Genomic DNA, 21402 nt, shown 5'->3' with positions numbered 1-21402 from the left:
CATATTTGCACGGCAATACTGCTCTGACAAGCGCTTGAACAGCAACGACCTCGGCGTGTCGAACATATGTTCGCCCGATTAGACCCTTTTATTGCATATTTCTCCAACCTATTGTTAATGGCATGCGAGGGAATCGATCTGCAGCTTCCGCGACACCCGACTTAAGCGCCATGGCAGCGATCTGTTGGATTTTCGCCGGCATTGTCTATCTCCTCGCCGAGACTGCATCAGCATCCGCATTTCCGAACTATTCCTATGGGATGAATTACATCAGCGATCTCGGCGTGCCCGATATCGAGACACTGGGTGATCGCAGCATCGATTCACCGTTGCATGCGCTCATGAACCTCGCGTTCCTCGCCCACGGTTTCCTCTTTGCCACCGCGGCAGTACTCATGGCACGCGCCAGATCAGCGGCACGCGGGTCATCAAATGCGACCAGATCGCGTCCTCGCCTGCAAGTCGCGATCATCGTCTGTGCTCTCGCCCATGCCCTCGGAATGGTGCTCATTGCCGTGGTCAACGGCGGTCAGCACAACAACGAGCTCGGCCTCGGTTGGATCCACCTCCTCGGCGCGTTCCTTGCCTTCTTCGGTGGGCACCTGACCGCGATCTGCTTCGGCATCTCCCTGCTGAAGGACCGCAGCAGTCACCTCATGCGCGGCCGCATTCTTGGAGTCATCAGCATCGTGTGTGGTCTGATCGGGATTCTCGGCATCGTCATGCTCCAGGTCGACGTTCGGGCTGTACCGGGGACGCTGCTTCCCGATGGTGCGTGGGAGCGCATCGGCATGTACGCGATCATCGTCTGGGAACTCACATTCGGCATAGTCCTGCTCGCCCGGGGCAGGCTGACTCCCCTGTCGGAAAGCCCGATCTCGGCACTACACTGATGCACGTCCGGCAATGACGATTCGGAGTTGAGCCCATGGCCGCCAATGAGAACAACCGCATCTTCTTACAGGCAGCACTCAACGCCCGCGACCACCCGGCCAATCCCACCACTCCACACAGCATCGCGGCTCAAGCCGCAATCGCCGTCGCTGCTGGTGCCCAGTCTGTGCATCTGCATCCCTACGACGCTTCCGGCCGGCAATCGCTTGATGCACACGATTGTGCCGCGACACTGCAGGAGGTCCGCGCCGCCTGTCCCGGAATTGCGATCTCATTGACCACCTCGGCGGAGGTCGAGCCCAATCCCCAGAAGCGACTGGAACTCATCAGCAACTGGACCGAATTGCCGGACCTTGTGACCGCGAACCAGGGCGAACCGGGAATCGTCGAGATCACCGAACTGCTGGCCGAACGCGGAGTCGGCATCGAAGCCGGTCTGCTCAGTCTCGATGACGCCCACCAGTTCATCGCCGCAGGAATTGCGCCGCTGTGCCACCGGGTCATGGTCGAACCCCTTGACGGCGATCCTGCGGCAGCTCTCGCCCATGCCGAGGCGATCGAGAGCGCTCTCGCCACCGCCGGTATCACGCTTGAGCAGGTCCATCACGGTGACGGAGTCGCATCCTGGGCCGTGAATAGAAGAGCCATCGACCGTGGGCACGGCATCCGCACCGGGCTCGAGGACACTCCTGTGCTCCCCGATGGCCGCGTCGCGAAGGACAATGGTGAACTTGTCGAAGCCGCCGTGGTCTTGACCGAGAACTGAACTGAACTGATCGGCTCACGGTCACCGAAGCATACGAAGAAAGGTGGAGCAATGCAGACCGACCGCTCGGAGGCCAATGGCATTCGCGATCTGGCGCAGGCACATGGTCTCGACATCGACCCCGAGACCATCGCCGTCAATGAGTTGGGCCTCGACTTCCAAGTCGCCATCGCCGAGGCGGTTGCTGGCCAGTCGTGGGTGCTGAGGATTCCGCGTCGCCCGGACGTCACCGACCGTGCCGCCGTCGAGGGCCGATTCCTCCGTGATGTTGCACCCCACCTGAGCGTCGCGGTCCCCGACTGGCAGATCCACACCGCTGACCTCATCGCCTACCCGCTGTTGCCGGGCACACCTGGACTGACGATCGATGAGCAGGGTCAGCCGCACTGGCATTTCGACGTCGAGTCGGCCGATTACGCCCAGTCCCTCGCAGACTTCCTCGCCGAGCTCCACTCCATTGATCCCGCGCTCGTGCGTTCCTCGGGGATTGATGAGTTCTCCCCCGCCGAGGTGAGGCAGCGTAAGCGTGATGACATCGCTCGCGTCGTAGCCGAGTTCGAGGTGGCCCCAAGCCTGCGTGAACGGTGGGCCGCGTGGCTGGACGATGACGCGTATTGGCCCGACTTCACGACGGTCACCCACGGTGAGGTGTATCCGGCTCATCAGCTCATGGACGGACCCAGGAACCTCAGCATCCTCGACTGGACGACGGCCGCCATCGGCGATCCGGCCCGGGACTTCATGTTTCACCATGCCAGCGTCTCTGCTGGGTCATTCGATGCGACGCTCAAACGCTACGTGGACAAGGGCGGCCGGGTGTGGCCGAAGTTCGCCGAGCACTGCGGCGAACTGTTCTCCACCTCACCGGTCGAGTTGGGACTCTACGCTCTGCAGACCGGCGACAGTGATCATATGGAGGCTGCGAGAGCGCAGCTGAATCCCGGCGAATAATGGAAGCGCAGGTTTGATATGAGTACGAACAATCTCGTCCCCGATGATACGGAGACCCTGACCACCGATGTCATCGTCATCGGAGCTGGACCGGTCGGTGAGAACGCGGCCCAGTACGCGACCGAGGATTCTGATCTTGAAGCGGTCATCGTCGAAGAGGAGCTGCTGGGCGGCGAGTGCTCCTACTATGCGTGCATCCCGTCGAAGACGATGCTACGCCCCATCGAACTTGGCGCCGCGAGTCAGCACATGGACGGTCTGGAGGGCGCCACCGTTGAACGGCGAGCGCTTCTGACACGACGTGACGAGTGGGTCTCGCACTACGACGACACCGGTCAGGTCGAATGGGCACAAGGTGCCGGGCTGCACGTCGAACGTGGTCACGCGCAACTGGTCGGCGAACGACAGGTCCTCATCAACGGACCAACACCGGTGCTCGTGCAGGCGCGACATGCCGTAGTCATTGCTTCCGGGTCCCAGCCGACCGTGCCGACGATGTTTGCCGATGTGGCGCCGTGGTCATCACGCGATGCCACCGGAGTTCAGGAGGTCCCGGAATCGTTGGTCATCGTCGGTGGCGGCGTTGTCGCCGTCGAGGCCGCGACCTGGATGGCCGCTCTCGGTGCACAAGTGCGAATGCTCGTACGCGGGGACAGCCTTTTGGCCGGACACGAACCCTTCGCAGGTCAGCATGTCGCCGAGGCTCTTGAAAGAGCCGGAGTCAGCGTCGATCTGAGCACCGAGGTCACCGACTGCAGTCGGCAACGGGCCGAAGACAAAGGGCTCGGTCGTATCCATGGCGGAGAAGTCACGATCCAGGCCAACAGTCCAGACGGCGCATCCACGTTCGAGGCTGACGAGATCCTCGTGGCGACCGGACGCAAACCCCGCCTCGGTGATCTGGGCCTGGAGAGTCTCGGGCTGACGGGCAAGGACATCACTGCCGGCACGATGCCGGAGTGGCTCTACGCCGTCGGTGATGCCAGCGGAGAAGTGCCTCTGACCCACTGGGGCAAGTACCGTGCCCGCGTCATCGGCGCTCAGATTCGAGCTCGAGCTCTCGACGAAGAAGCCGAGGCGATTCCGGAGAACGTGCCAGTCCCCCAGGTTGTCTATACCGATCCGCAGGTCGTCTCGGTGGGAAAGACCGAGGCGCAGGCCCGCAAGGATGGGCACGAAGTCGAGATCTCCCAACTGCCGTTCACAAGCAGCGCCGGCACCGCGCTGCTACGTGATGATGCCGAGGGTACAGCCCAGATTGTCGTCGACGTCCGTACCGGCCTGCTCCTCGGAGCCACCTTCGTCGGACCTGAGGCCGCCGAGCTGATCCACCCGGCAACGGTGGCGATCGTCGGGCAGGTGCCCGTTCATGTCCTGCGCCATGCGGTCCCGAGCTTCCCGGCGGCCTCGGAACTCTGGCTGCCGCTGCTGGAGGGGCTGCCTCGGCGAATGCGGCTTGCCCACCAACAGTGACAATGCCACTCCCCTGGCGTCCAAGCTTCGTCATTTTCACGACCGGACCTGCCCTAAGTCACAAGGTAGTGTGATGTTTCGGAGACACCATTTGTCGTGATCGTGCAATGAAGCAGGGGAACCATGACCGATTCCGGGACACCACCGACCCAAGTCACTGAGCAGACCACCGGCGCCCCACCTCGGCGAAAACGCGAGATGCCGCATGTATTCGTCATCCTCATGGCCGTCACCGCGATCGCCGCGATTCTCACTCACTTCGTGCCGGCCGGCGTCTTCGATCGTAAAACCGTCGATGGTCGCGACGTCATCATCGACGGCACATTCCATGCGGTCGATCCGACACCGGCATCGTTCTGGGATGTCCTGACCGCGGTATTCAACGGGATGATCGGCGCCGCCGACATCATCTTCTACGTCTTCATCGTCGGTGCATCCTTCGGTGTTCTGCGGGCAACCGGTGCCATTGACTCTGCAGTGGCTGCGATGACGAGCAAGCTGCGGGGCAAGGAAATTCTCTTCATCCCTGTCCTCATGACGTTCTTCTCACTGACCGGCGCCATGCTCGGGCTGGCCGAGGAGACGATCCCCTACATCACGATCCTCGTGCCGATCGCGGTCGCCCTCGGCTACGACTCGATGGTCGGCGCAGCAGTCGTGCTCCTGGGAACCGGTTCAGGTTTCATGGCCGCGTTCATGAACCCCTTCACAGTCGGTGTGGCCCAGGGAATCGCTGGACTCCCCCTGTTCTCCGGCATGTGGCTGCGACTCATCCTCTGGGTACTCCTCCTCGGTGCCGCGATCGTCTTCGTCATGCGTTACGCGCAGCGGATGAAGAAGGATCCGACGAAAGGCATGCTCTACGGTCAGGACTCCCTCGCCGACGAGATCCGGCGGAAGGGCGACACTGAGACCCTGACGTTCACTCTGCGCCACAAGCTGGTCTTCGTCGTCCTCATCGCCACGCTGGTGACACTCGCCATCTGTGTGTCCACCCTAGGCTGGTACCTCACGGAGATCGCGGGACTCTTCCTGCTCATGGGGATCGTCATGGGCGTTGTCGGTGGGCTCGGGATGAACGGAACCGCCGAGGCCTTCATCGACGGTGCCAGAGACCTCGTCACCGGTGCACTCGTCATCGGCGTTGCCTACGGAATCCTCGTGATCTTCCAGGACGGTCAGATCCTCGACACCATTCTGGTCAACCTCGCAGCAGGCATCAGCCATCTGCCGCCGTGGCTGTCGGCCGTGGGAATGTTCTTCTTCCAAGGCTTGGTCAGCTTCATCGTGCCCTCCGGCAGCGGCCAAGCGGCGCTGACAATGCCTATTCTCTCGCCGCTGGCAGAGATGGTCGGGGTGACTCAGCAGACTGCAGTCCTGGCATTCCAACTCGCCGACGGCATCGGCAACCTCTGCTTCCCCACCAGCGGCTTCTTCATGGCGGCGCTAGCGCTGGCCAAGGTTCCCTGGATCAAGTGGGTTCGCTGGATGCTGCCACTGATCGCAGTTCAGATCACTATCGCGATCGCCGCAGTCGTGTTCGCCCACCTCATCGGGTACAGCTGATCGGCGGTCGTCCCCACTTCTACAGCTGAACGGATGCACTACTAGCCTGGGAACATGGATACTTTCGTCAAGGAACGTGCCGGTGCCCGCGGGTTTCTTCGCCGCCGAGGCTGCCGGCCTGAAGTGGCTGGCCGAACCTGACGTCGTTCCCGTGGTGGGAGTTGTCGATCAAGATAAGAACGGTCTGCGTCTAGATCGCCTCGAATCAGCCTCACCCGATGCCCGCTCGGCCTTCAGCTTCGGTCGCCAGCTCGCGCTGCTGCACGACTCCGGTGCGCCCTCTTTCGGGTGGGCACCGGCAGAGCCTGCATGGTTCGGCCCGCTCGACTCCCCTTTCGAAGTGGAAGTCGCCTCATGCGCCACGTTCACCGAATTCTGGGTGGAGTGCCGCCTGAACCCGATCGCTGCCGACATCCGCGGGAGTTTGTCGAAGGATCACCAGGCAACAATCACCTCGGCGATCGATGCGATCTCCACTGGAGTCTTTGACGGCATCTCCGGGGCCGGGCATGAAAAGCCAGCGCGGGTCCATGGCGATCTGTGGTCCGGCAATCTCATGTGGACGCCCGATGGCGGCACTCTCGTCGATCCAGCCGCCCATGGTGGGCACCGGCTCGAGGATCTCGCGATGCTGACGCTCTTCGGCACGCCCCATCTTGAGGAGATCTTCGCCGGCTACGAGGCGGTCCATCCGATGCCCGACGGCTGGCGCGGCGACCTTCCCGTGCACAACTTCTTCGCCCTGCTCGCACACGTGAAGCTGTTCGGGGCGGGGTTCCTGGGACAGACGCTTGATGCGGCGCGGGCGATAGTCGACCGGGCCCATCAGCTCAAGGCTTAGGCAGATTTGAGGAGCGGCTCGGTCCCAACGCTGGACCGAACCGCTCCCTACATGAAACCCCGATTGCTCCGCAGTCGAATCTCCCTACTTCAGCGAGATCTCGATCGGGTCGGAGAAGATTCCGCCTTCGAAGGTGAGCCGATCGGGGTTGATGTCCTCTGGCACGTCGAAGACCAGCACTCCCTCGGCGGTGTTACCGGGGTTGATCTCTTCAAGGAAGAGGATCGAGCTCTCGTCGACGTAGATACCGGCTTCGGAGTCGGCGGAGTAGGTGTTGCCCGCGTCATCGCCGAGCTTGATGTTGTCTTCGAAGAAGTAGTCCGGTGCAGACTCAGTGTTCTTCACCGACAGCGCCACCGTGACGAACTGTCCCTGAGCCTCGACGCCCATGTACTCGTCGCCGACCGATGCCACACCGTCTTCGACCTTGCCGACGGTGATCTCCCACCCGTCGGCCGCAACCGCATCACCAATGCCGAACTCAGCGTCTGCAGCCGGATCGTCCCCGCCGTCCTCGGCAGGAGCCTTCTCTTCCTTCTGCTCGGCGCCAGCGGCCTTCTCCTCCTGGGCAGATGAGGCACCGGCTTCATCGGCTGTGTCCTCTCCGCCGCCACTCAACGCGCTGATCATCGCAATGACGACAACGATGATCAGCAGCCAGAACCACCAGCGCTTGAGCAGGGGTTTCTTCTGCTTCGCCGGCTTCTGCCCATAGGGACCGCCGACGTAGCCCTGCTGCCGTGGATGCTCACCTGGGTAGCCGGGCTGCACTCCGGGGTATCCCTGCGCCGAGCCGTCCTGCGGGAATGACCCTGAGGTGAGGGATCCGGCTCCCGTGCCGTACGCCCCGGGCTGGTTGGGGCCGGACTGCGCGTACTGCGGTGCCCACTGCTGTGGGCCCGTCGGCTGGGAGCCGGATGGCTGAGGGCCGGGCTGCTGGGGCTGGCCGGGGTTCTGGGGTGCGTGTGGGTTGGACATGATGCTCCTTGAAAGGCTGCCGGAAGGCTGTGACGTGCTGACTCGTCAAGCCTCGCGGGTAGCCACGATTTCTACGTCCACCCATCGGCTCTAACTGGCTAGCCGATCGGTTGAGTCGGTCCACCCGATCGGTGGACTACGCGTGTCAGAGCCCGCGGCTACTATTCATGTGTGTCAGGTCAACCATTTCCTCAGCAGCGCCCTGAGAACCTCCCCCGCCCACGACGGCGCCGGGTTCCCCAGTGGGTGCGCATCGCCGTGAGCATCATCATCGGTGTGGTCCTCTTCCTCTTCGGACTCTTCACCTCGGTGATGGCGCTGACGTCGAACACCTGGGCCTTCGCCGACGGCATCATCAGCAACACGGGGATGCTGGCCGTCCTCCTCCTCTTGCCCGTGTGGGGAACAGTCTTCCTCCGCCACAAATGGCCCTGGGTCCCCTTCATCGCCGGCGCCCTGCTCACCATCGGGTGGGGTGATGCCCTCCTGCTTTTCATCGGGCTCTTCCATCTCGTCATCCGAGCATCCCGGCGGCAGGCGATCATCGCCTCAGCGGTGGCATCGGTCCTAGTCATCGCCTCTACCGTGCGCATGTGCCTGTCACCGGTCCAGCTCAACCCCTTCGCCATCCTGTTCCTGCCCGACCCCGAGCAGATGACGAACCTCGACGCTCCCGCTCCCCCGGCCGATGCGCTGCTGGCCATCACCCTCGTGACCATCGCTTCGGCGGTCATCGGACTCGGTATCAGCCTCGGCGTCGGTGCCCTGCTGCGCCGGACCAAACGGATGAAAGCCGTCGAGACGATTGCTGCGCGGGAGACCCAGCGCAATGATTCCCTCTCCGCCGAGCTCGCCCGCCAGTCCGAACGTGAACTCCTCGCCCGCGAGCTCCATGACACGCTCTCCCACCGGCTCTCGGTCATCTCCCTGCACAGCGGAGCGCTCGAGGTCGGGAGCAAGGATGATGCCGATGTCGCCTCAACCGCCTCGGCGCTGCGTCATGAGGCGCACGCTTCCCTGGAGGATCTGCGCCACCTGGTGGGTGGGGTTCGCGAGGGGACGTTGGCCAATCCCGGTCAGCAGAAGGAAGCCTCGACTCCCCCGAGTCAGGCGTCTATGCGTTCGATCCCCCAGCTGGTCGCCTCGGTGCAGTCCACCGGCACGATCATCCGCCCGTCGATCGTCATCCAGGACGTCGAGTCCGCGTCCACGGTCCTCGATCGGGCGGTGTATCGCATCGTCCAGGAGTCGCTGACGAATGCGATGAAGCACGCGCCGGGTGCCCCGGTCACCCTCGAGGTCACGGTCTCAACTGACATGGGCGCACACGTCGTCATCGCGAATCCCATGCCGCCGTCGACCAATCACTTCCAACCACCGGCCAATTCCCTCGCCGAGGCGGCTCCCGGCATTCCGCCCTACCCGACGTCCGCGCCCCGCGTGGGTACTTCTCACCCCACCGGCCAGTGGGATCTGTCATCGACGGGATCGGGTGCCGGGCTCCAGGGAATTCAGGAACGGGTGGTGATGCTCGAAGGTGAGGTCTTCATCGGGGTTCGCGAGGGATCGTTCGTCGTCGACGCGAAACTTCCGCCCTTCGCGCACCGGAGCTGACTGGCTGGACTATCGGTGTCATTGCCCTCGGGTAATGTGTCGATCATGACCCAGAATGCTGCCCCGATCCGTGTGCTCGTCGTCGATGACGATGCGATGGTCCTCACCGGGATCCGGGGAATCCTCCAAGCCGCCGAAGACATCGAAGTCGTCGGATCTGCGTCGAGTGGCGAAGAGGCACTGGAGAAGGTGGCACTGCATTTCCCCGATGTCGTGCTCATGGATATCCGTATGCCAGGCATCGGCGGCATCGAGGCGATTGAGCGGCTGGTCAACAGTGTTCGTCCACCCAAGGTCGTGTCGCTGACGAGCTTCGACACCGATGACTATCTCTTCCGCGCCCTCGAGGCCGGTGCGGCCGGCTACCTGCTCAAGGACGTCGCTCCTGTGGCTCTGGCAGAGTCGATCCGCAAGGTCCATATCGGCGAACCGATTCTCTCCCCGAGATCAATGCAGCAGCTGATCTCCAAGGTGACGACGGGCCAGGATCGGCGTCAGCAGCGCGAGGCGACAGAGCTTCTGGCTGATCTGACAGCGAAGGAGCTTGAGATTGCGGTCCTCGTGGCTCAGGGGCTGTCGAACCAGGAAATCGCCGATTCCATCTTTATGAGCACCGCCACTGTGAAGACGCATCTCAACCGCATCAACATCAAGCTGGACACCAGCAACCGCGTGCACATCGCTGTCATCGTGGAGCGAGCTCGGATGGGGAATGTTGGGGCGACCGGTCAGCAGCGCTGAGCCGACCCCGACCAACAGAGAAGGTCCATGCTAGGGCCGCTGAGCAAGAGCATTCTGCAAAACCCCCACCATCTTCTCGTGGTGAGCCTTGATGTCATCATCGTTCCAGCTGCTTGTCTCCGCACGGCGAGCCATCAATTTGAGCTTCAGACTCTGCCTACGCGCTGGGCGATTGTTGGCCTTCTCCCTCGGCGAATTATTGCTGAATTTTGAGTTTGTGCTCACGGTAACGAGTGCAAGGTTTCCGAACCAATTAAGAAGATCACGGTCTTGAACATGCGTCGCTGTTGAGGCATGTTCGACATCCTCTTTTGAAGGTGAAAAGTGTTCAATTGAGGTCCGGTAACTGAATGTGAAGGACGGCTCGTTCATCTCTTCAACTAGCAGATAGTCGAGATAAGTGAACATGATTCGCGGGATTCCGAATCCAAGAGGATGTCCGTTCGGGTCAACGTCGACCTTCTCAGGGTCTGGCGCCATCGCCGCCTCCAGACGATCGAGTGCAAAATTCTCAAGCACATTGAGGAAGCCCTGTGCCGTGACTTCCTGATTCAGATCAGCATGTCGCACCACGAAGCTGAGAGCTTCGGTGATCCAGTGCATGGTGCGTGGAGACGTGTATGTAATTCGCAAAGCTGACTGCAGGAGAATGACCTTCCGCTGGACATCAGCTGCATCAGAACCATTCTCTTCGCTCGAGAAACTCGGCAGATACCGTGGCGAATCGCGCCTGCTGCCACGGCTGACCGACTCGCCGCGAGAGAGACGATAGAGTGACCAGTTACCTGGTTCTTCGTCCGTTGTTGATTCATTTCCTGCGCCCAATGTCGCATCGCGTTTGAGGATGAACCGATCGAAGAGACACCTGATGCGCAATAGATCGGTCGTGAAGTCCTGAACCCAACTTGCCTTTTGTGATCGTGGCAGTTTTGCGAGCCGTTCGGTGAATCTGCTGACCAACAGTTTGTCGTCGAGCTGGCGATCTTCTCGATTTGCAACTGATTCGGGCCTGCGAATCGCAAGAGCGTGGAGAAGGAGCGTGGGAAACGTGATCTGTGAGGTAAAGCGATTGTCGCCTTCCGCCTCGTCCGTGTCTACCACTTCGTTGACTCGTGAGTACGCTGCAATCGCGTCGTCAAGTGTCATAGACAGAGGTTGAGAGTCGACGGACGGATTGCTGACATCAGAGTCTGTGCCAAGCAGTCGCCGCCGGAGCTCGCCGAAATCATTTGGTGGAAGTTACTCCCAGTCACTGCCGAATACAGCCCTACGTTTGACGGTATCGCCTGACACGAGGCTCATCGAGACATAGTGATCCATATCCGAACAGGCCGACCAAACTTGACCGAGTAGCGACCGGTCGTGGGGATCACTGAGGTGGCGCATCAGTCGAGCTTTGACGATGTCGATTGCGCTGAGCTGCACCCCTCGCGTATTCATGATCTCAAAATACTTGTTCAGATCCGTACCGCGATCAATCGGCATACGAATGATCTTCACGCGATTCAGGAGATAGTCGATGACGTTATATGCCCCGAAGCTCCTCATCGTCTCGGGGTCGTCTAGCAGTTGGTCGATGATGTTGGCGGCTTGGAGAATACCGGCTCTTCGTAATTGAGAGTGTAGATCGGTGATTCCAGAACACGGCGCGTCGCTGCCCGGATAGACGTCGAGGTCTTCCGATGATGGAAGTTCTCACACAGTCCATCCGAAAGACCTCGACATGGCCAAGCCTACTTTCTCGACCCCTGACCTCACGACATTCTGCCGACTCGACACCCTCGACCTCGCCTGCATCGGCCAGCACATCACCGGGCACAAGGCCATCCTGGAATGCCAGCCCAACACTGCTGATGACTGGTGCCGTCGGTGCGGTGGCCACGGGATCATTCGCGACACCGTCGTCCGCCAGCTGGCCCACGAACCCTTCGGCCACCGGCCGACTACGCTTCATATTCGCCTCCGCCGTTACAAATGCATCGAGTGCGGCCGCGCATGGCGTCAAGACACCACAGCTGCGGCACCACCACGAGCGAAGATCTCTCGAACCGGCCTCGACTGGGCGCTGCGTGCTCTCGTCATCGACCACGACACCGTGTCCGTGATCGCAAGCAAACTCGCCGTGTCTTGGCACACCGCGAACTCCGCCGTCCTCGCTGAAGGTCGCCGGCTGTTGATCAACGACCCGACCCGTTTCGGCGGGGTCAGCGTCATTGGTGTTGACGAGCACGTATGGCGGCACACCCGGTGTGGCGACAAGTACGTCACCGTCATCATTGACCTCACCCCGATCAGCCAGGCCACAGGCCCAGCACGTCTGCTCGACATGGTGGCCGGCCGGTCGAAACAGGTGTTCAAGCAATGGTTGAAAGCCCGTCCGAAGGACTGGCGTGATGGCATCGACGTCGTCGCGATGGACGGATTCTCCGGCTTCAAAACAGCCTCAGTTGAGGAACTGCCCGACGCTGTCGAAGTCATGGACCCCTTCCACGCCGTCAAGCTCGCCGGTGATGCTCTCGATGATGTTCGTCGTCGTATTCAGCAGGAGACAACTGGCCATCGTGGACGAGCAAAGGACCCGTTGTATCGAGCGAGGAGGACTCTGCACACAGGCTCTGATCTGCTCACGACGAAGCAGCAGGAGAGGATCGCAGGCCTGTTCGCCGATTCGAGTTTCACCGAAGTCGAAGTCACCTGGGCTGTTTACCAAGACATTGTGAACGCCTACCGAATCGCCGACCGGAACGAGGGCAAGAAGCTCTTGAGAACGGTCATCGACGCACTGACGACGAAACTGCCGACAGGGCTGGTTGAGCTCAAACGGTTGGGAAGGACTCTGAAGCGTCGAGCTGCTGATGTGCTCGCGTTCTTCAGCCGACCGGGAACGTCCAATGGTCCGACTGAAGCGATCAACGGCAGGCTTGAACATCTCCGCGGGTCTGCTCTGGGGTTCCGTAACATCACCCACTACATCGCCAGGTGTCTGCTCGAGTCCGGTGGCTTCAGACCGGTTCTACACTCTCAATTACGATGAGCCACATAAGCAAGGGTCACGCTGAGTCAGTGGTAGAGAATAACTGGCGCAAGGCATACAAGGACAGAGAGCATGGGACTTGGCAATATCAGGATAAGACTATACTTGTCTCACTTAATAATAATGGTGCATGCGTCACCGTCAAGCGCCTGTAATAATTAGAGGGGGGGCCGATTCCGTGAATTTTGACTATACTCTAGACCCAGATAATCAGATATCGTATTTCAGTATGGGCGAAACAGATTTTCAAAATCGTCCTGTTATCACACTGCACTCAGTGTCTCGTAATGATCCGCAAGTCAACGTTGATTTTATAGAAGATGGAAAGTTTATCGGAATCGAGATGCTGGCTTACGAAAAGTACTTCTCTGAAGATATGCTACATAAGTTGAGTGGCGGAACTGCAGGCAACGTTACTTTACCCTTTTTGAATGACCGGCTGTATTTTGGCGAGGCTGAATCTGGGAGCGTGGAAAAGGAAATACTGCTGCGAAGCACGTTAAGTGATCTGGAGGCTTGCTGCATATTCTCCGACCAGGGGACGCTCGTTGCCGTAGAACTTCCAGAGGCAGTGCATTTTTAATACTCGCATGACGATCTTCCTGTAGGCGAATACCGACTATCGTGATTGCGAGTAGGCTCCTGCACTGTTGAGCGCGTTGTAGAGGGTCTGGCGGGAAACGTCATAGCGGCGAGCTACCTCAGCAACGGAAATTCCCATATCCACCAGCGCTCTGCAGGCTTCAACGTCTTCCTCGTTGAGCTTGCGCTGATAGACGCCTTGAGTCTTGGCCAGCTCGATCCCCTCGCGCTGCCGCTCAAGGATCCTCGCGCGCTCGAACTGCGCCATGCCCGACAGAAACGTGAGGAAAAGCTCCTGCATGGGGGAGCTGCCGTCTTTGGAGACAGTGATGCCCTCGGAGATGAAAGTGATCGTGCAGCCCTTTTTCGTGAGAGCGTCGACGATTGAGTAGAGATCTCGGGTGTCTCGGCCGAGACGATCCAGCGAGGCAACGCGAACGTGATCGCCCTGCCGGGCGTAGTCGATGAGGTCGTTAAGACCGGTGCGGTTGGCGCGGGACTTCCCGCTGAGTTTGTCCTCGAACGTCTTGTCACACTGGCCGATGGTTTCGTATTGCCGGCTGGGGTTCTGGTCGGCAGTGCTGTGTGAGTCGCAGCGGTAAATGGCACGTTTCTCACGGCGTTTAGTGGCCGATGAGGAGAGCCTGCCGCGCGGCCTCGACAACCTCGGGTGTCAACTCGTTCAGATTGTTCACAGTCTGCACGCGCTCGATCTGGGTGAGTAAACGGTCGACAAGGCGGAAGTTGCCTGCGGTGATCCGGACGATAGTCGCGATCGCGGTTGCGTGGGCGACGCCACCATCGGTTGCATCGCCTTCAGCAGGAAGTCGTCTGGCCAAGACTGCGGTGAGTTCATCCGCGCTCAACTGGCGGTACTCGTGGGCGAAGCCGATACGGCTGTAGAGCTGCGGATAGCGGGCGAGGCGTTTCTCGATGCCCGGCATGCCAATGAGGATGACGCCCATGTGGTGATGGTCGAAGTAGTCACGGACTTGTTCAAAGCCGGTGGCCTTGAGACGATCGGCTTCGTCAATGATCAGCAGCTCGGTGCGTCCACTGGAGCGGGACTCGGTATGAACGTAGGGGTCGACTATGCCGTGCTCGGCGAAGTCGACGGCGAAGGAAATGCGTTGGCATGCTCGGGGCAGGCTCTGGTCTATTTGTTTCGGGGTGGCCATGACCGTGGGGGTGAAGAACGCGGTGCGGGCCTCAAGAACGCGTTCCGGCACAGGGCCGAGGGTGTCGGTGAAAAGGGATTCCCATTGTTCCCAGTCATCGACACCGGAGTAGTGCCGGGCGGAAAGTGTCTTGCCGACCCCAGGTGGTCCCCAGCACAGGCCAATATAGCGATGAGTGCGCACCGCGTCGGCGAACTCTGCGAAGCGGCGATGCTCATGAGTTGTCTGGAACGGTGGCAAGTCCGGCCGTGGCGGAGCGCTGGAGTTGATCTCCCCGAAATCGCCGAAAAGGAATCGGCTTCCATCATCGTCTTTGCTGAGGAGACTGTGTTTTGGGTCAGTCGGTGGCATAGAGACGCAATCCGTGTCGTGGTGGGGCTTCGTCGACGTCAACTGGTTCCGCTTCGGGTGGTTCAGGCGGGGGGACATAACGGATATCGGTGGGTAGCGCGTCGGCGAGGCTGCGGCGGTGGCGTAACTGTCGCTTGAGGTCACGGCGACGTTGCGACCGGGCAGCCTGCAGCTCTCGTAGCGAGACGGACTCGGCGGCGAGTTCGGGAGCGATCGCGCGGCAGAGGTAGTCATCGTTGAAATAGACGCGGATCTCGCCGACGTCGCGCGGGTCGAACCGGACGGTGACCTGTTCACCGACGTAGGCGGCCAGTACCGGGGAGACATACCGGGTGGAGGCGAACTGGATCCCGTCGCGTTGAACCTTCCTTGTAGTCGCCGCAGTCAGCAGAAGTAGGTCCAAATCCTCCGGTCGCGCCGGGGCGCGCGGGATGAAGCCGGAGGATGCCCAGCGGTGGACGGGCGCGTGGTGGGTTTCCGAATGGGGGCGCTGGTTGTATTCGGTGACGATGAATCTTTCCAGGATCGCGTCGAGTTGCTCAAGACTGAACGCCGGGTCCGTGAGGGGTTCTCCGTTCGTTCCGTGCGGGATATACCCGGGTAGGTGCGGCAAGAGCTCGGTGGTGATGGAGCCATAGAACCGCTCGATCTTTCCTCGCCCCTGCGGAACGCCGATGCGTGAGTGGATGAGCTGGATCTGTGTGTCCAGGCAAACCCGTTCGAGGCGGACGGAGGTGAAGTCCGAGCCGTGATCGGAATAGAGCACATCTGGCAGGCCGCAGACCGGCCAGGCAGGATTCGACCGATAGCTGCGCCATCGGATCATCCGGGTTCGACGAGTCCACTCTGATCGGGTCGGCGAGGTTGCGCACACCGATGTTGCGTTCGGAGAGGTCATGGATCAGGTTCAGAGTATCGCGCACCGTTCGCCCGAGCCGATCGAGAGTGTGGACGACGATCACATCTCCGTCGCGGGCGTATTCCATGACTGCACGCAGTCCGGGGCGTCGACCGTGGACCCAGACTTCTTGTCCACATAGATCCGTTCGGCCGCGATGCCGGTCTGGGCCAGAGCATCGATCTGTCGATCCAAGTCTTGTTTGACCGTCGAAACCCGCGCGTATCCCAATTCCATGCGCCCAGCGTACCAATATTCGTGTCTGTACGGAATGGATGGGACGTTGATTTGGGCCTTACTTATGGGACGGAAAATCAGGCCCTGGCCCGATCGATGAGGTAGCTCGTCCTCGGTGTCCCACTACCAAGGAACTGGAACGTCGCGATGAAAGCGCAGCCAACGCCAGAGAATTAGACTTGGCACGATGAGCATGAAAGGTATCGTCGAGACGATGGAACGCCGACAGATCGGTTTGTATCTGCTGGCGATTGTTGCCGGTGGTGTGTTCGGTTGGCTGGTTCCCTCCACGTCCGAGACGCTGGAACACTGGATCAACCCGGTCCTTGGATTGCTTCTCTATGCGACGTTTTTGGGAATTCCTTTCGCCGCGATTGGGCGAGCCGTGCGCGACTTACGGTTCATAGGAGCGACGGTCACCTTAAACTTCGTTTTCGTTCCACTCATCGTCTTCGGCCTTTCACGCTTCATCGCGGGCGACCAAGCACTCCTTGTGGGAGTACTCCTAGTGTTACTGACTCCCTGCATCGACTACGTGATTGTATTCTCCGGCCTGGCGGGGGCATCGAGCGATCGCCTGCTCGCAACAGCTCCGATCTTGATGCTGGCCCAGATGGTGGCACTCCCGGCCTACCTGCTGATCTTCATCGGACCCGAGGTTGTCTCAGCCGTCGACCCGAAACCGTTCGTTGAAGCGCTGGTTATTCTGATCATTATTCCACTTGCCATGGCAGCCATGACACAGAAACTGGCCGCAAGGAACAGGGTTGGTAGGGCCGTTATGGCCACGATGGAGAGTTTAATGGTGCCCTTGATGATGAGTACCCTCGCCATCGTTGTCGGGTCCCAAATCGTCGGCGTGGGAGAAGAGGTCGCCTCACTATGGACCGTCGTACCGATCTACGTAGCATTCTTAATCGTCATGGTCCCGGTAGGCCTAGCCACCTCAAGGATCTTCAGGCTTGATACCGGAAGTACGCGGGCGGCTGTTTTCAGTGGTGCCACCCGCAACTCACTGGTCGTGCTGCCGCTAGCATTGGCGCTACCGGAGCCGTTCACTTTGGTGGCCCTCGTAGTGGTCACTCAGACACTAGTGGAGCTTGTCGGAATGGTTGTCTACGTCAAAGTGATTCCGCGTATCGTCACACAGCACACACCAACGACCCCCATTTAGCATCGACAAAAGTCCTGACGAGTGACCGACTGTCAGCCAGCAGATCTTGTTCTCGACTGCGTAGGGTCGGCGCGTAGTCTTTGGTGAGAAGCGCGTCCATTTCTAAGACGCCGAGGAAGGACATTCAATGGCAGATTTCACCTGGGTTCCCACCAAAGCCCCCTCGATTGAGACCTTCCTTGGCTTCGAATTACAACCAATCCCGGTCATTCCCGTCCTCGCCGGGATTCTCGCCCTGTTCTACATCATCGGGTGGATTCGACTCGCAATCCGGGGACGTCGCTGGCCGGTCTGGCGGGGAGTGTTGTTCCTCCTCGGTTGCCTGCTGCTAGCTGCAGTCATGGGGCTGGCCATCGAAGGATACGGGCAAGTAATGTTCTCAGTCTTCATGTTCCAACAGATGACGCTCATGATGGCTGTACCACCTCTTCTACTCCTTGGTGCCCCAGGGACCCTTCTTCTACGTTCGTCACCGCGGAATCTACCCGGGCGAATCGTCCTCAAACTCGCAATCTTCGGTCTACGCTCGTGGGTGGGCAAGGTCGTTGTCCATCCACTGTTCTCGATTCCTCTATTCCTCGTCCTCTTCTATGGCCTCTACCTCTCGAATGCTGCGAATTTCGTGCTGAGCTCAGGCATTGGTGGCCATATCGGCCTTGAACTCGTCTTCCTCTTCACTGGAATCATCTTCAATGCGACGCTCATTCCGGCAGACCCGCTTCCTGTGCCCGAGTCTCACGTTGTACGGATTTTTCATTCTTTTCTCGAAGCCGGCCTTCACGCGTTCTTCGGTGTGATTGTCATGATGGCAACCCTGCCTTTAGTCGACCGATTCACCCAGATGCCAGCAAACTGGGGCATAGACGTAATGGAGGACCAGAAGCTTGCGGGTGGTATTGCTTGGGCCTACGGCGAGGGGCCAGCGGTAGCGATTCTCCTCGTCGTACTCATTACTTGGTCTCGTCAGGAGTCGAAGAACAATGCAGTCCGTGATCGCGAAGTCGCACTTCACGGAGACAAAGACCTTGATGCCTACAACGAATACCTCAAGGCACTAAACCGCGGTGAGGTCACGATCTGAACACCCAAACGCACTCCCATAATGAGTAAAACTTGGTACAGCTCAGTTCTATTTCCCAGTCAACGCATTCCTGCATCCTTCGCACAGTCAGCATGTACTGTATAGTCAGTGAATGCTGACTATAGCCCTCTGTGTCGCTGTAAAGAACCGACCGGTCTCCTGCCACGCCGTAGTGTCTGACCTCGGCCTCACGCGGGTGAACGTGGCGAACTAGCGAATCTGTGGCCCTGGTCGGTGGCGGCTCATGCCTTTCTTGCCGCTGTTCGACAGTACGGACACAACGTGACACTCCTGGCCACCCACAGAGGCGATCGAAAGCCGTGCACTGGCACTTAAGAGGAGTAGTCACGGATGGTCCCAGACCCCAGCACTGGTACTCTAATCCCGTTGTCTACAGGAGGTAGAAATTGGCGCTCACAGTGATCACGCGACCCACGAACCGGATGTTAACCGTTCTTGCACTGGTGTTGGTAGCTTTCCTGCTGCCTGTCGCACCAGCCTCGGCACACGAAGCCGTGACCGGGACAAACCCCGAAAATGGGCAGAAACTCAGTACCGCTCCCGAGGCCATCGAAATTTCGTTTAGTGATACTCCACTGTCGATGGGGTCGAAGATCCAAATCACTGACTCTTCAGGCACGAACTGGTCCAAAGGAGATGTCGAAATCGATGGCGACGCCGCTGTTCAACCCATCAAGTCCGGGGCGCCTGCCGGAGAATACACAGTGACCTGGCGAGTGGTCTCGTCCGATTCTCATCCGATCGACGGCACGTTCTCCTTCACCGCGACGAACGGTGCCAGCCCCTCCTCGGCCCCTAGCCCCAAACAGACAGAGAACGACTCCTCGGCCCCAGAACCCTCGCAAACGGAAACCGCGCAGGCTGCTGACGAAGAGGACTTGAAGTTCCCCGCGAGCTTCATCGTCGTTTGGATCCTTCTCTTTGTCGCAGCGGTGCTCGTTATCGTCACGCTCGTCCTGCAACAGAAGCATAAAAGGCAATGAAACATGAAACAGCACGTTGAGCGGCGAGGCCACACTGATGAATAGTGCTACTCCCGGTCGTCGGGCCATGAGCGGGCGCTGGCAATCCATAGTGTGGCTTCTGGCTACTCTGGCTGTTGCCGTCGCTGCTGTCATAGCAAGTGCGGCCTTCTCCGGTGCGGCAGCAGAACGTGAGGCGTTGGACCCCGGGGCATTTGTGCGTTGGGCGCTACCGATCGCCTTGACCGTGCACCATCTGGTGTTGGGGGTGGTCGTTGGCTGCCTGATCTTCGCGGCAACACTCGTTCCGTCCAAAGACACTGACACGGCAGAAGAGGATTCGGCTGCCCATCCGGCATTCACTCTCGTGCGGACCGTTGCCGTCGCCGCATCGTTCGTGTGGCTGGGTTCAGTGGTGGTGGTGACGGTGCTGACCTATGCCAATCTCGTGGGCCAGCCAGTATCGGGTAGTGCGGCCTTCTTAAGTCAGCTGACCTACTTCCTCACTGACCTCATCGTCGGGCAAGCCTGGGCTGCAATCACCGTCATTGCCTTCCTCGTTTGCAACTTAGCCTTCTTCTTTCGCTCCACCACCGGCCTGGCATGCACAGCCCTGCTCGCGCTGACTGCCATCGTCCCCATTTCACTGATCGGTCATGCTGCAGGCAGCGACGACCATTACGCCGGTGTCGGTGCGCTGGCTGTGCACTGGCTCGGAGTCCTTGTCTGGGTTGGTGGCGTTGCAGCACTTGCCGTCACCATCCCCGTGCTGGCCTCAACGAGTACCACGCTTGTGACAAAATCGGTGATCGCCCGCTTCTCTGCACTGGCCGGCGTGGCGTTCTTCCTCGTCCTTGGCTCCGGTGTGATCAACGCTGCCCTCCGCCTCGGCGAATGGGACGGGCTGCTGAGCCGCTACGGTCAGCTGATCGTCATCAAGTTCTCCGCAACCCTGCTGCTTGGAGCCATCGGATTCGCCCATCGCCAATGGGCCATGACCCAAGTCCGAAGCAGATCCGGCACACTACTTGCCTGGCGATTGGTCATTGCCGAAGTCCTTATCATGGGTGGAGTCATCGGCGTCACCGCGGCACTGGGACGAACAGCCCCTCCTGTCCCGCTTGAACTCGAGCCAGCGATCACCCCCGCCGAAGTCTTCACCGGCTATCCCATGCCACCGGCCCTGACCTGGTACCGGTGGCTCAGCGAATGGCGGTGGGACTGGCTCTGGTTAGCGTTCATACTCACTGCTGCCGCCGTCTATCTCCTCGGAGTGCGCAAGGCTCGCATGACTGGAGACAAATGGCCACGGAAACGCACCGCCAGCTGGTTCACTGGCATTGTCCTGCTGGTTTATGTCACGTGTGGTGCCCCAACGATCTACGGCATGGTCCTCATCAGCGCCCACACCGTCATGCTCCTGGCCCTCGCAGTGCTCATTCCACTTCTCCTGGCGGTAGGAGCCCCTCTGGACTTGCTGCGCCTGAGCGTGCCCCGGCGTACCGATGGTAGCCGAGGACCGAGGGAATGGATCGAGGCAAGCACCCCGTCAGTTGGCGCAGTGGTCAGGAATCCGCTGTTCAGCGGTGCAGTTTTAGTCCTGTCGCTTACCCTGCTTTACTACACTCCGTTGTTGCGACTGGCATTAGATTTCTGGATCGCCCACCAAGTGACCAATCTGTACTTCCTGGTCATCGGATTCTGGTTCATGGCCACGGTCATGCGGACTCGAACCAAGCCGCGAGCACGTCTCCGGCAGATCCTCACCATTGCTGGGGTCGCAGGTATCTTCCTGCTCTGGGCCAATATGCTCGCCTTCGGTGTGAGTCCCGTTCTCGAAGTGGACTGGTTCGCCGGCCTGGCCCGCACATGGGGCCCGGCAATCGCCGTCGATCAGCAGAATGCAGGCACGGCAGTTCTCCTGATCGGGGTTGCGCCTCTGGCAGTAGTGCTCGCCACGTTCGTTTCGTACAAATCCCGCTCAACTTCCACCGGTGCTACAGACACCAGCCGGTCCTTACCTGATGCCTCCCGCTGATCAAATGAAGCGGTTTACCATG

20 protein-coding genes and 1 pseudogene are annotated in these 21402 nt (G+C 60.0%); 14 read left to right on the top strand and 7 right to left on the bottom strand.

Annotated elements, in window-relative coordinates; translation table 11 throughout:
- The first annotated feature begins 122 nt into the window (after positions 1–122).
- From PGC08_RS07470 to PGC08_RS07445, 6 genes are all read left to right on the top strand, one after another.
- Positions 123–893: a DUF998 domain-containing protein gene (locus PGC08_RS07470; RefSeq protein WP_333937889.1), complete on the top strand. Its 771-nt coding sequence runs from the start codon at positions 123–125 to the stop codon at positions 891–893.
- 35 nt (positions 894–928) lie between these two features.
- Positions 929–1660: a 3-keto-5-aminohexanoate cleavage protein gene (locus PGC08_RS07465; RefSeq protein WP_096163101.1), complete on the top strand. Its 732-nt coding sequence runs from the start codon at positions 929–931 to the stop codon at positions 1658–1660.
- A gap of 51 nt (positions 1661–1711) precedes the next feature.
- Positions 1712–2611, top strand: a complete 900-nt coding sequence (locus PGC08_RS07460) for a macrolide 2'-phosphotransferase (RefSeq protein ID WP_096160870.1) — start codon at positions 1712–1714, stop codon at positions 2609–2611.
- 18 nt (positions 2612–2629) lie between these two features.
- On the top strand, positions 2630–4084 hold the full coding sequence (locus PGC08_RS07455; RefSeq protein ID WP_096160869.1) for a dihydrolipoyl dehydrogenase family protein: 1455 nt from the start codon (positions 2630–2632) through the stop codon (positions 4082–4084).
- A 123-nt stretch (positions 4085–4207) separates the two neighbouring features.
- Positions 4208–5650 (top strand): YfcC family protein, encoded by a 1443-nt coding sequence (locus PGC08_RS07450; protein ID WP_096163103.1) that lies wholly within the window; start codon positions 4208–4210, stop codon positions 5648–5650.
- Between the two features lie 82 nt (positions 5651–5732).
- Entirely contained in the window at positions 5733–6491 is a 759-nt protein-coding gene (locus tag PGC08_RS07445; protein WP_271709870.1) for a fructosamine kinase family protein, read from the top strand.
- Between the two features lie 84 nt (positions 6492–6575).
- Here PGC08_RS07445 and PGC08_RS07440 read toward each other — a convergent pair whose 3' ends face one another.
- Positions 6576–7469: a DUF4352 domain-containing protein gene (locus PGC08_RS07440; RefSeq protein ID WP_271709869.1), complete on the bottom strand. Its 894-nt coding sequence runs from the start codon at positions 7467–7469 to the stop codon at positions 6576–6578.
- A 171-nt stretch (positions 7470–7640) separates the two neighbouring features.
- Between PGC08_RS07440 and PGC08_RS07435 the strand changes: the two genes are divergently transcribed.
- Together PGC08_RS07435 and PGC08_RS07430 are read left to right on the top strand one after the other, a co-directional pair.
- Positions 7641–9083 carry a sensor histidine kinase gene (locus tag PGC08_RS07435; protein WP_271709868.1) on the top strand — a complete coding sequence of 481 codons (1443 nt, stop codon included), beginning with the start codon at positions 7641–7643 and terminating at the stop codon, positions 9081–9083.
- Between the two features lie 45 nt (positions 9084–9128).
- Entirely contained in the window at positions 9129–9824 is a 696-nt protein-coding gene (locus PGC08_RS07430; RefSeq protein ID WP_096160864.1) for a response regulator transcription factor, read from the top strand.
- A 30-nt stretch (positions 9825–9854) separates the two neighbouring features.
- On the opposite strand, the gene PGC08_RS07425 is transcribed toward PGC08_RS07430, so the two are convergent.
- Positions 9855–10970, bottom strand: coding sequence for an HNH endonuclease family protein (locus PGC08_RS07425; RefSeq protein ID WP_271709867.1), 1116 nt, complete (start codon positions 10968–10970; stop codon positions 9855–9857).
- A gap of 93 nt (positions 10971–11063) precedes the next feature.
- Entirely contained in the window at positions 11064–11324 is a 261-nt protein-coding gene (locus PGC08_RS07420; RefSeq protein ID WP_271709866.1) for a hypothetical protein, read from the bottom strand.
- Between the two features lie 223 nt (positions 11325–11547).
- Between PGC08_RS07420 and PGC08_RS07415 the strand changes: the two genes are divergently transcribed.
- On the top strand, positions 11548–12858 hold the full coding sequence (locus PGC08_RS07415) for an ISL3 family transposase (RefSeq protein ID WP_271709865.1): 1311 nt from the start codon (positions 11548–11550) through the stop codon (positions 12856–12858).
- Positions 12859–13087: 229 nt separating this feature from the next.
- A complete protein-coding gene (locus PGC08_RS07410) occupies positions 13088–13441 on the top strand; it encodes a hypothetical protein (protein ID WP_333937881.1) in 354 nt (117 codons plus the stop codon).
- Between the two features lie 36 nt (positions 13442–13477).
- Here the strand turns inward: PGC08_RS07410 and PGC08_RS07405 are convergent, their stop codons facing one another.
- The 4 genes and pseudogenes from PGC08_RS07405 to PGC08_RS07390 all read right to left on the bottom strand — a co-directional run bounded on the left by PGC08_RS07405 (position 13478) and on the right by PGC08_RS07390 (position 16104).
- A complete protein-coding gene (locus PGC08_RS07405) occupies positions 13478–14104 on the bottom strand; it encodes a recombinase family protein (RefSeq protein WP_271709863.1) in 627 nt (208 codons plus the stop codon).
- The gene (locus PGC08_RS07400) at positions 14064–14969 is read right to left on the bottom strand and encodes an AAA family ATPase (protein WP_180959270.1); all 906 of its coding nucleotides are present in this window, start codon (positions 14967–14969) and stop codon (positions 14064–14066) included. Before PGC08_RS07400 ends, PGC08_RS07405 begins: the two co-directional genes overlap by 41 nt.
- The gene (locus PGC08_RS07395; RefSeq protein ID WP_271710050.1) at positions 14956–15372 is read right to left on the bottom strand and encodes a Mu transposase C-terminal domain-containing protein; all 417 of its coding nucleotides are present in this window, start codon (positions 15370–15372) and stop codon (positions 14956–14958) included. Before PGC08_RS07395 ends, PGC08_RS07400 begins: the two co-directional genes overlap by 14 nt.
- 136 nt (positions 15373–15508) lie before the next feature.
- A pseudogene (locus PGC08_RS07390) lies at positions 15509–16104 on the bottom strand (recombinase family protein).
- 187 nt (positions 16105–16291) lie between these two features.
- On the opposite strand from PGC08_RS07390, the gene PGC08_RS07385 reads away from it, so the two are divergent.
- The 4 genes from PGC08_RS07385 to PGC08_RS07370 all read left to right on the top strand — a co-directional run bounded on the left by PGC08_RS07385 (position 16292) and on the right by PGC08_RS07370 (position 21380).
- Positions 16292–17278, top strand: a complete 987-nt coding sequence (locus tag PGC08_RS07385; protein WP_442868163.1) for an arsenic resistance protein — start codon at positions 16292–16294, stop codon at positions 17276–17278.
- Positions 17279–17405: 127 nt separating this feature from the next.
- On the top strand, positions 17406–18359 hold the full coding sequence (locus tag PGC08_RS07380) for a cytochrome c oxidase assembly protein (protein ID WP_271709862.1): 954 nt from the start codon (positions 17406–17408) through the stop codon (positions 18357–18359).
- 464 nt (positions 18360–18823) lie between these two features.
- Positions 18824–19363 carry a copper resistance CopC family protein gene (locus PGC08_RS07375; protein ID WP_271709861.1) on the top strand — a complete coding sequence of 180 codons (540 nt, stop codon included), beginning with the start codon at positions 18824–18826 and terminating at the stop codon, positions 19361–19363.
- A gap of 91 nt (positions 19364–19454) precedes the next feature.
- Entirely contained in the window at positions 19455–21380 is a 1926-nt protein-coding gene (locus PGC08_RS07370) for a cytochrome c oxidase assembly protein (protein ID WP_271709860.1), read from the top strand.
- Positions 21381–21402: the final 22 nt, after the last annotated feature.

The sequence above is a fragment of the Brevibacterium sp. BDJS002 genome, from assembly GCF_028201555.1.
Classification (GTDB): Bacteria; Actinomycetota; Actinomycetes; order Actinomycetales; family Brevibacteriaceae; genus Brevibacterium; species Brevibacterium aurantiacum.
The sequence above is the reverse complement of the archived record's forward strand: the minus strand, read 5'-3'. Positions and strand labels throughout refer to the sequence as shown.

What these genes read in the sequence shown, in the direction of transcription:
- PGC08_RS07470 (WP_333937889.1), top strand. Translation starts at nt 123, where the DNA reads ATGCGAGGGAATCGATCTGCAGCTTCCGCGACACCCGACTTAAGCGCC.
- PGC08_RS07465 (WP_096163101.1), top strand. Translation starts at nt 929, where the DNA reads ATGGCCGCCAATGAGAACAACCGCATCTTCTTACAGGCAGCACTCAAC.
- PGC08_RS07460 (WP_096160870.1), top strand. Translation starts at nt 1,712, where the DNA reads ATGCAGACCGACCGCTCGGAGGCCAATGGCATTCGCGATCTGGCGCAG.
- PGC08_RS07455 (WP_096160869.1), top strand. Translation starts at nt 2,630, where the DNA reads ATGAGTACGAACAATCTCGTCCCCGATGATACGGAGACCCTGACCACC.
- PGC08_RS07450 (WP_096163103.1), top strand. Translation starts at nt 4,208, where the DNA reads ATGACCGATTCCGGGACACCACCGACCCAAGTCACTGAGCAGACCACC.
- PGC08_RS07440 (WP_271709869.1), bottom strand. Translation starts at nt 7,469, where the DNA reads ATGTCCAACCCACACGCACCCCAGAACCCCGGCCAGCCCCAGCAGCCC.
- PGC08_RS07430 (WP_096160864.1), top strand. Translation starts at nt 9,129, where the DNA reads ATGACCCAGAATGCTGCCCCGATCCGTGTGCTCGTCGTCGATGACGAT.
- PGC08_RS07425 (WP_271709867.1), bottom strand. Translation starts at nt 10,970, where the DNA reads ATGACACTTGACGACGCGATTGCAGCGTACTCACGAGTCAACGAAGTG.
- PGC08_RS07415 (WP_271709865.1), top strand. Translation starts at nt 11,548, where the DNA reads ATGGCCAAGCCTACTTTCTCGACCCCTGACCTCACGACATTCTGCCGA.
- PGC08_RS07410 (WP_333937881.1), top strand. Translation starts at nt 13,088, where the DNA reads ATGGGCGAAACAGATTTTCAAAATCGTCCTGTTATCACACTGCACTCA.
- PGC08_RS07400 (WP_180959270.1), bottom strand. Translation starts at nt 14,969, where the DNA reads ATGCCACCGACTGACCCAAAACACAGTCTCCTCAGCAAAGACGATGAT.
- PGC08_RS07385 (WP_442868163.1), top strand. Translation starts at nt 16,292, where the DNA reads ATGAGCATGAAAGGTATCGTCGAGACGATGGAACGCCGACAGATCGGT.
- PGC08_RS07380 (WP_271709862.1), top strand. Translation starts at nt 17,406, where the DNA reads ATGGCAGATTTCACCTGGGTTCCCACCAAAGCCCCCTCGATTGAGACC.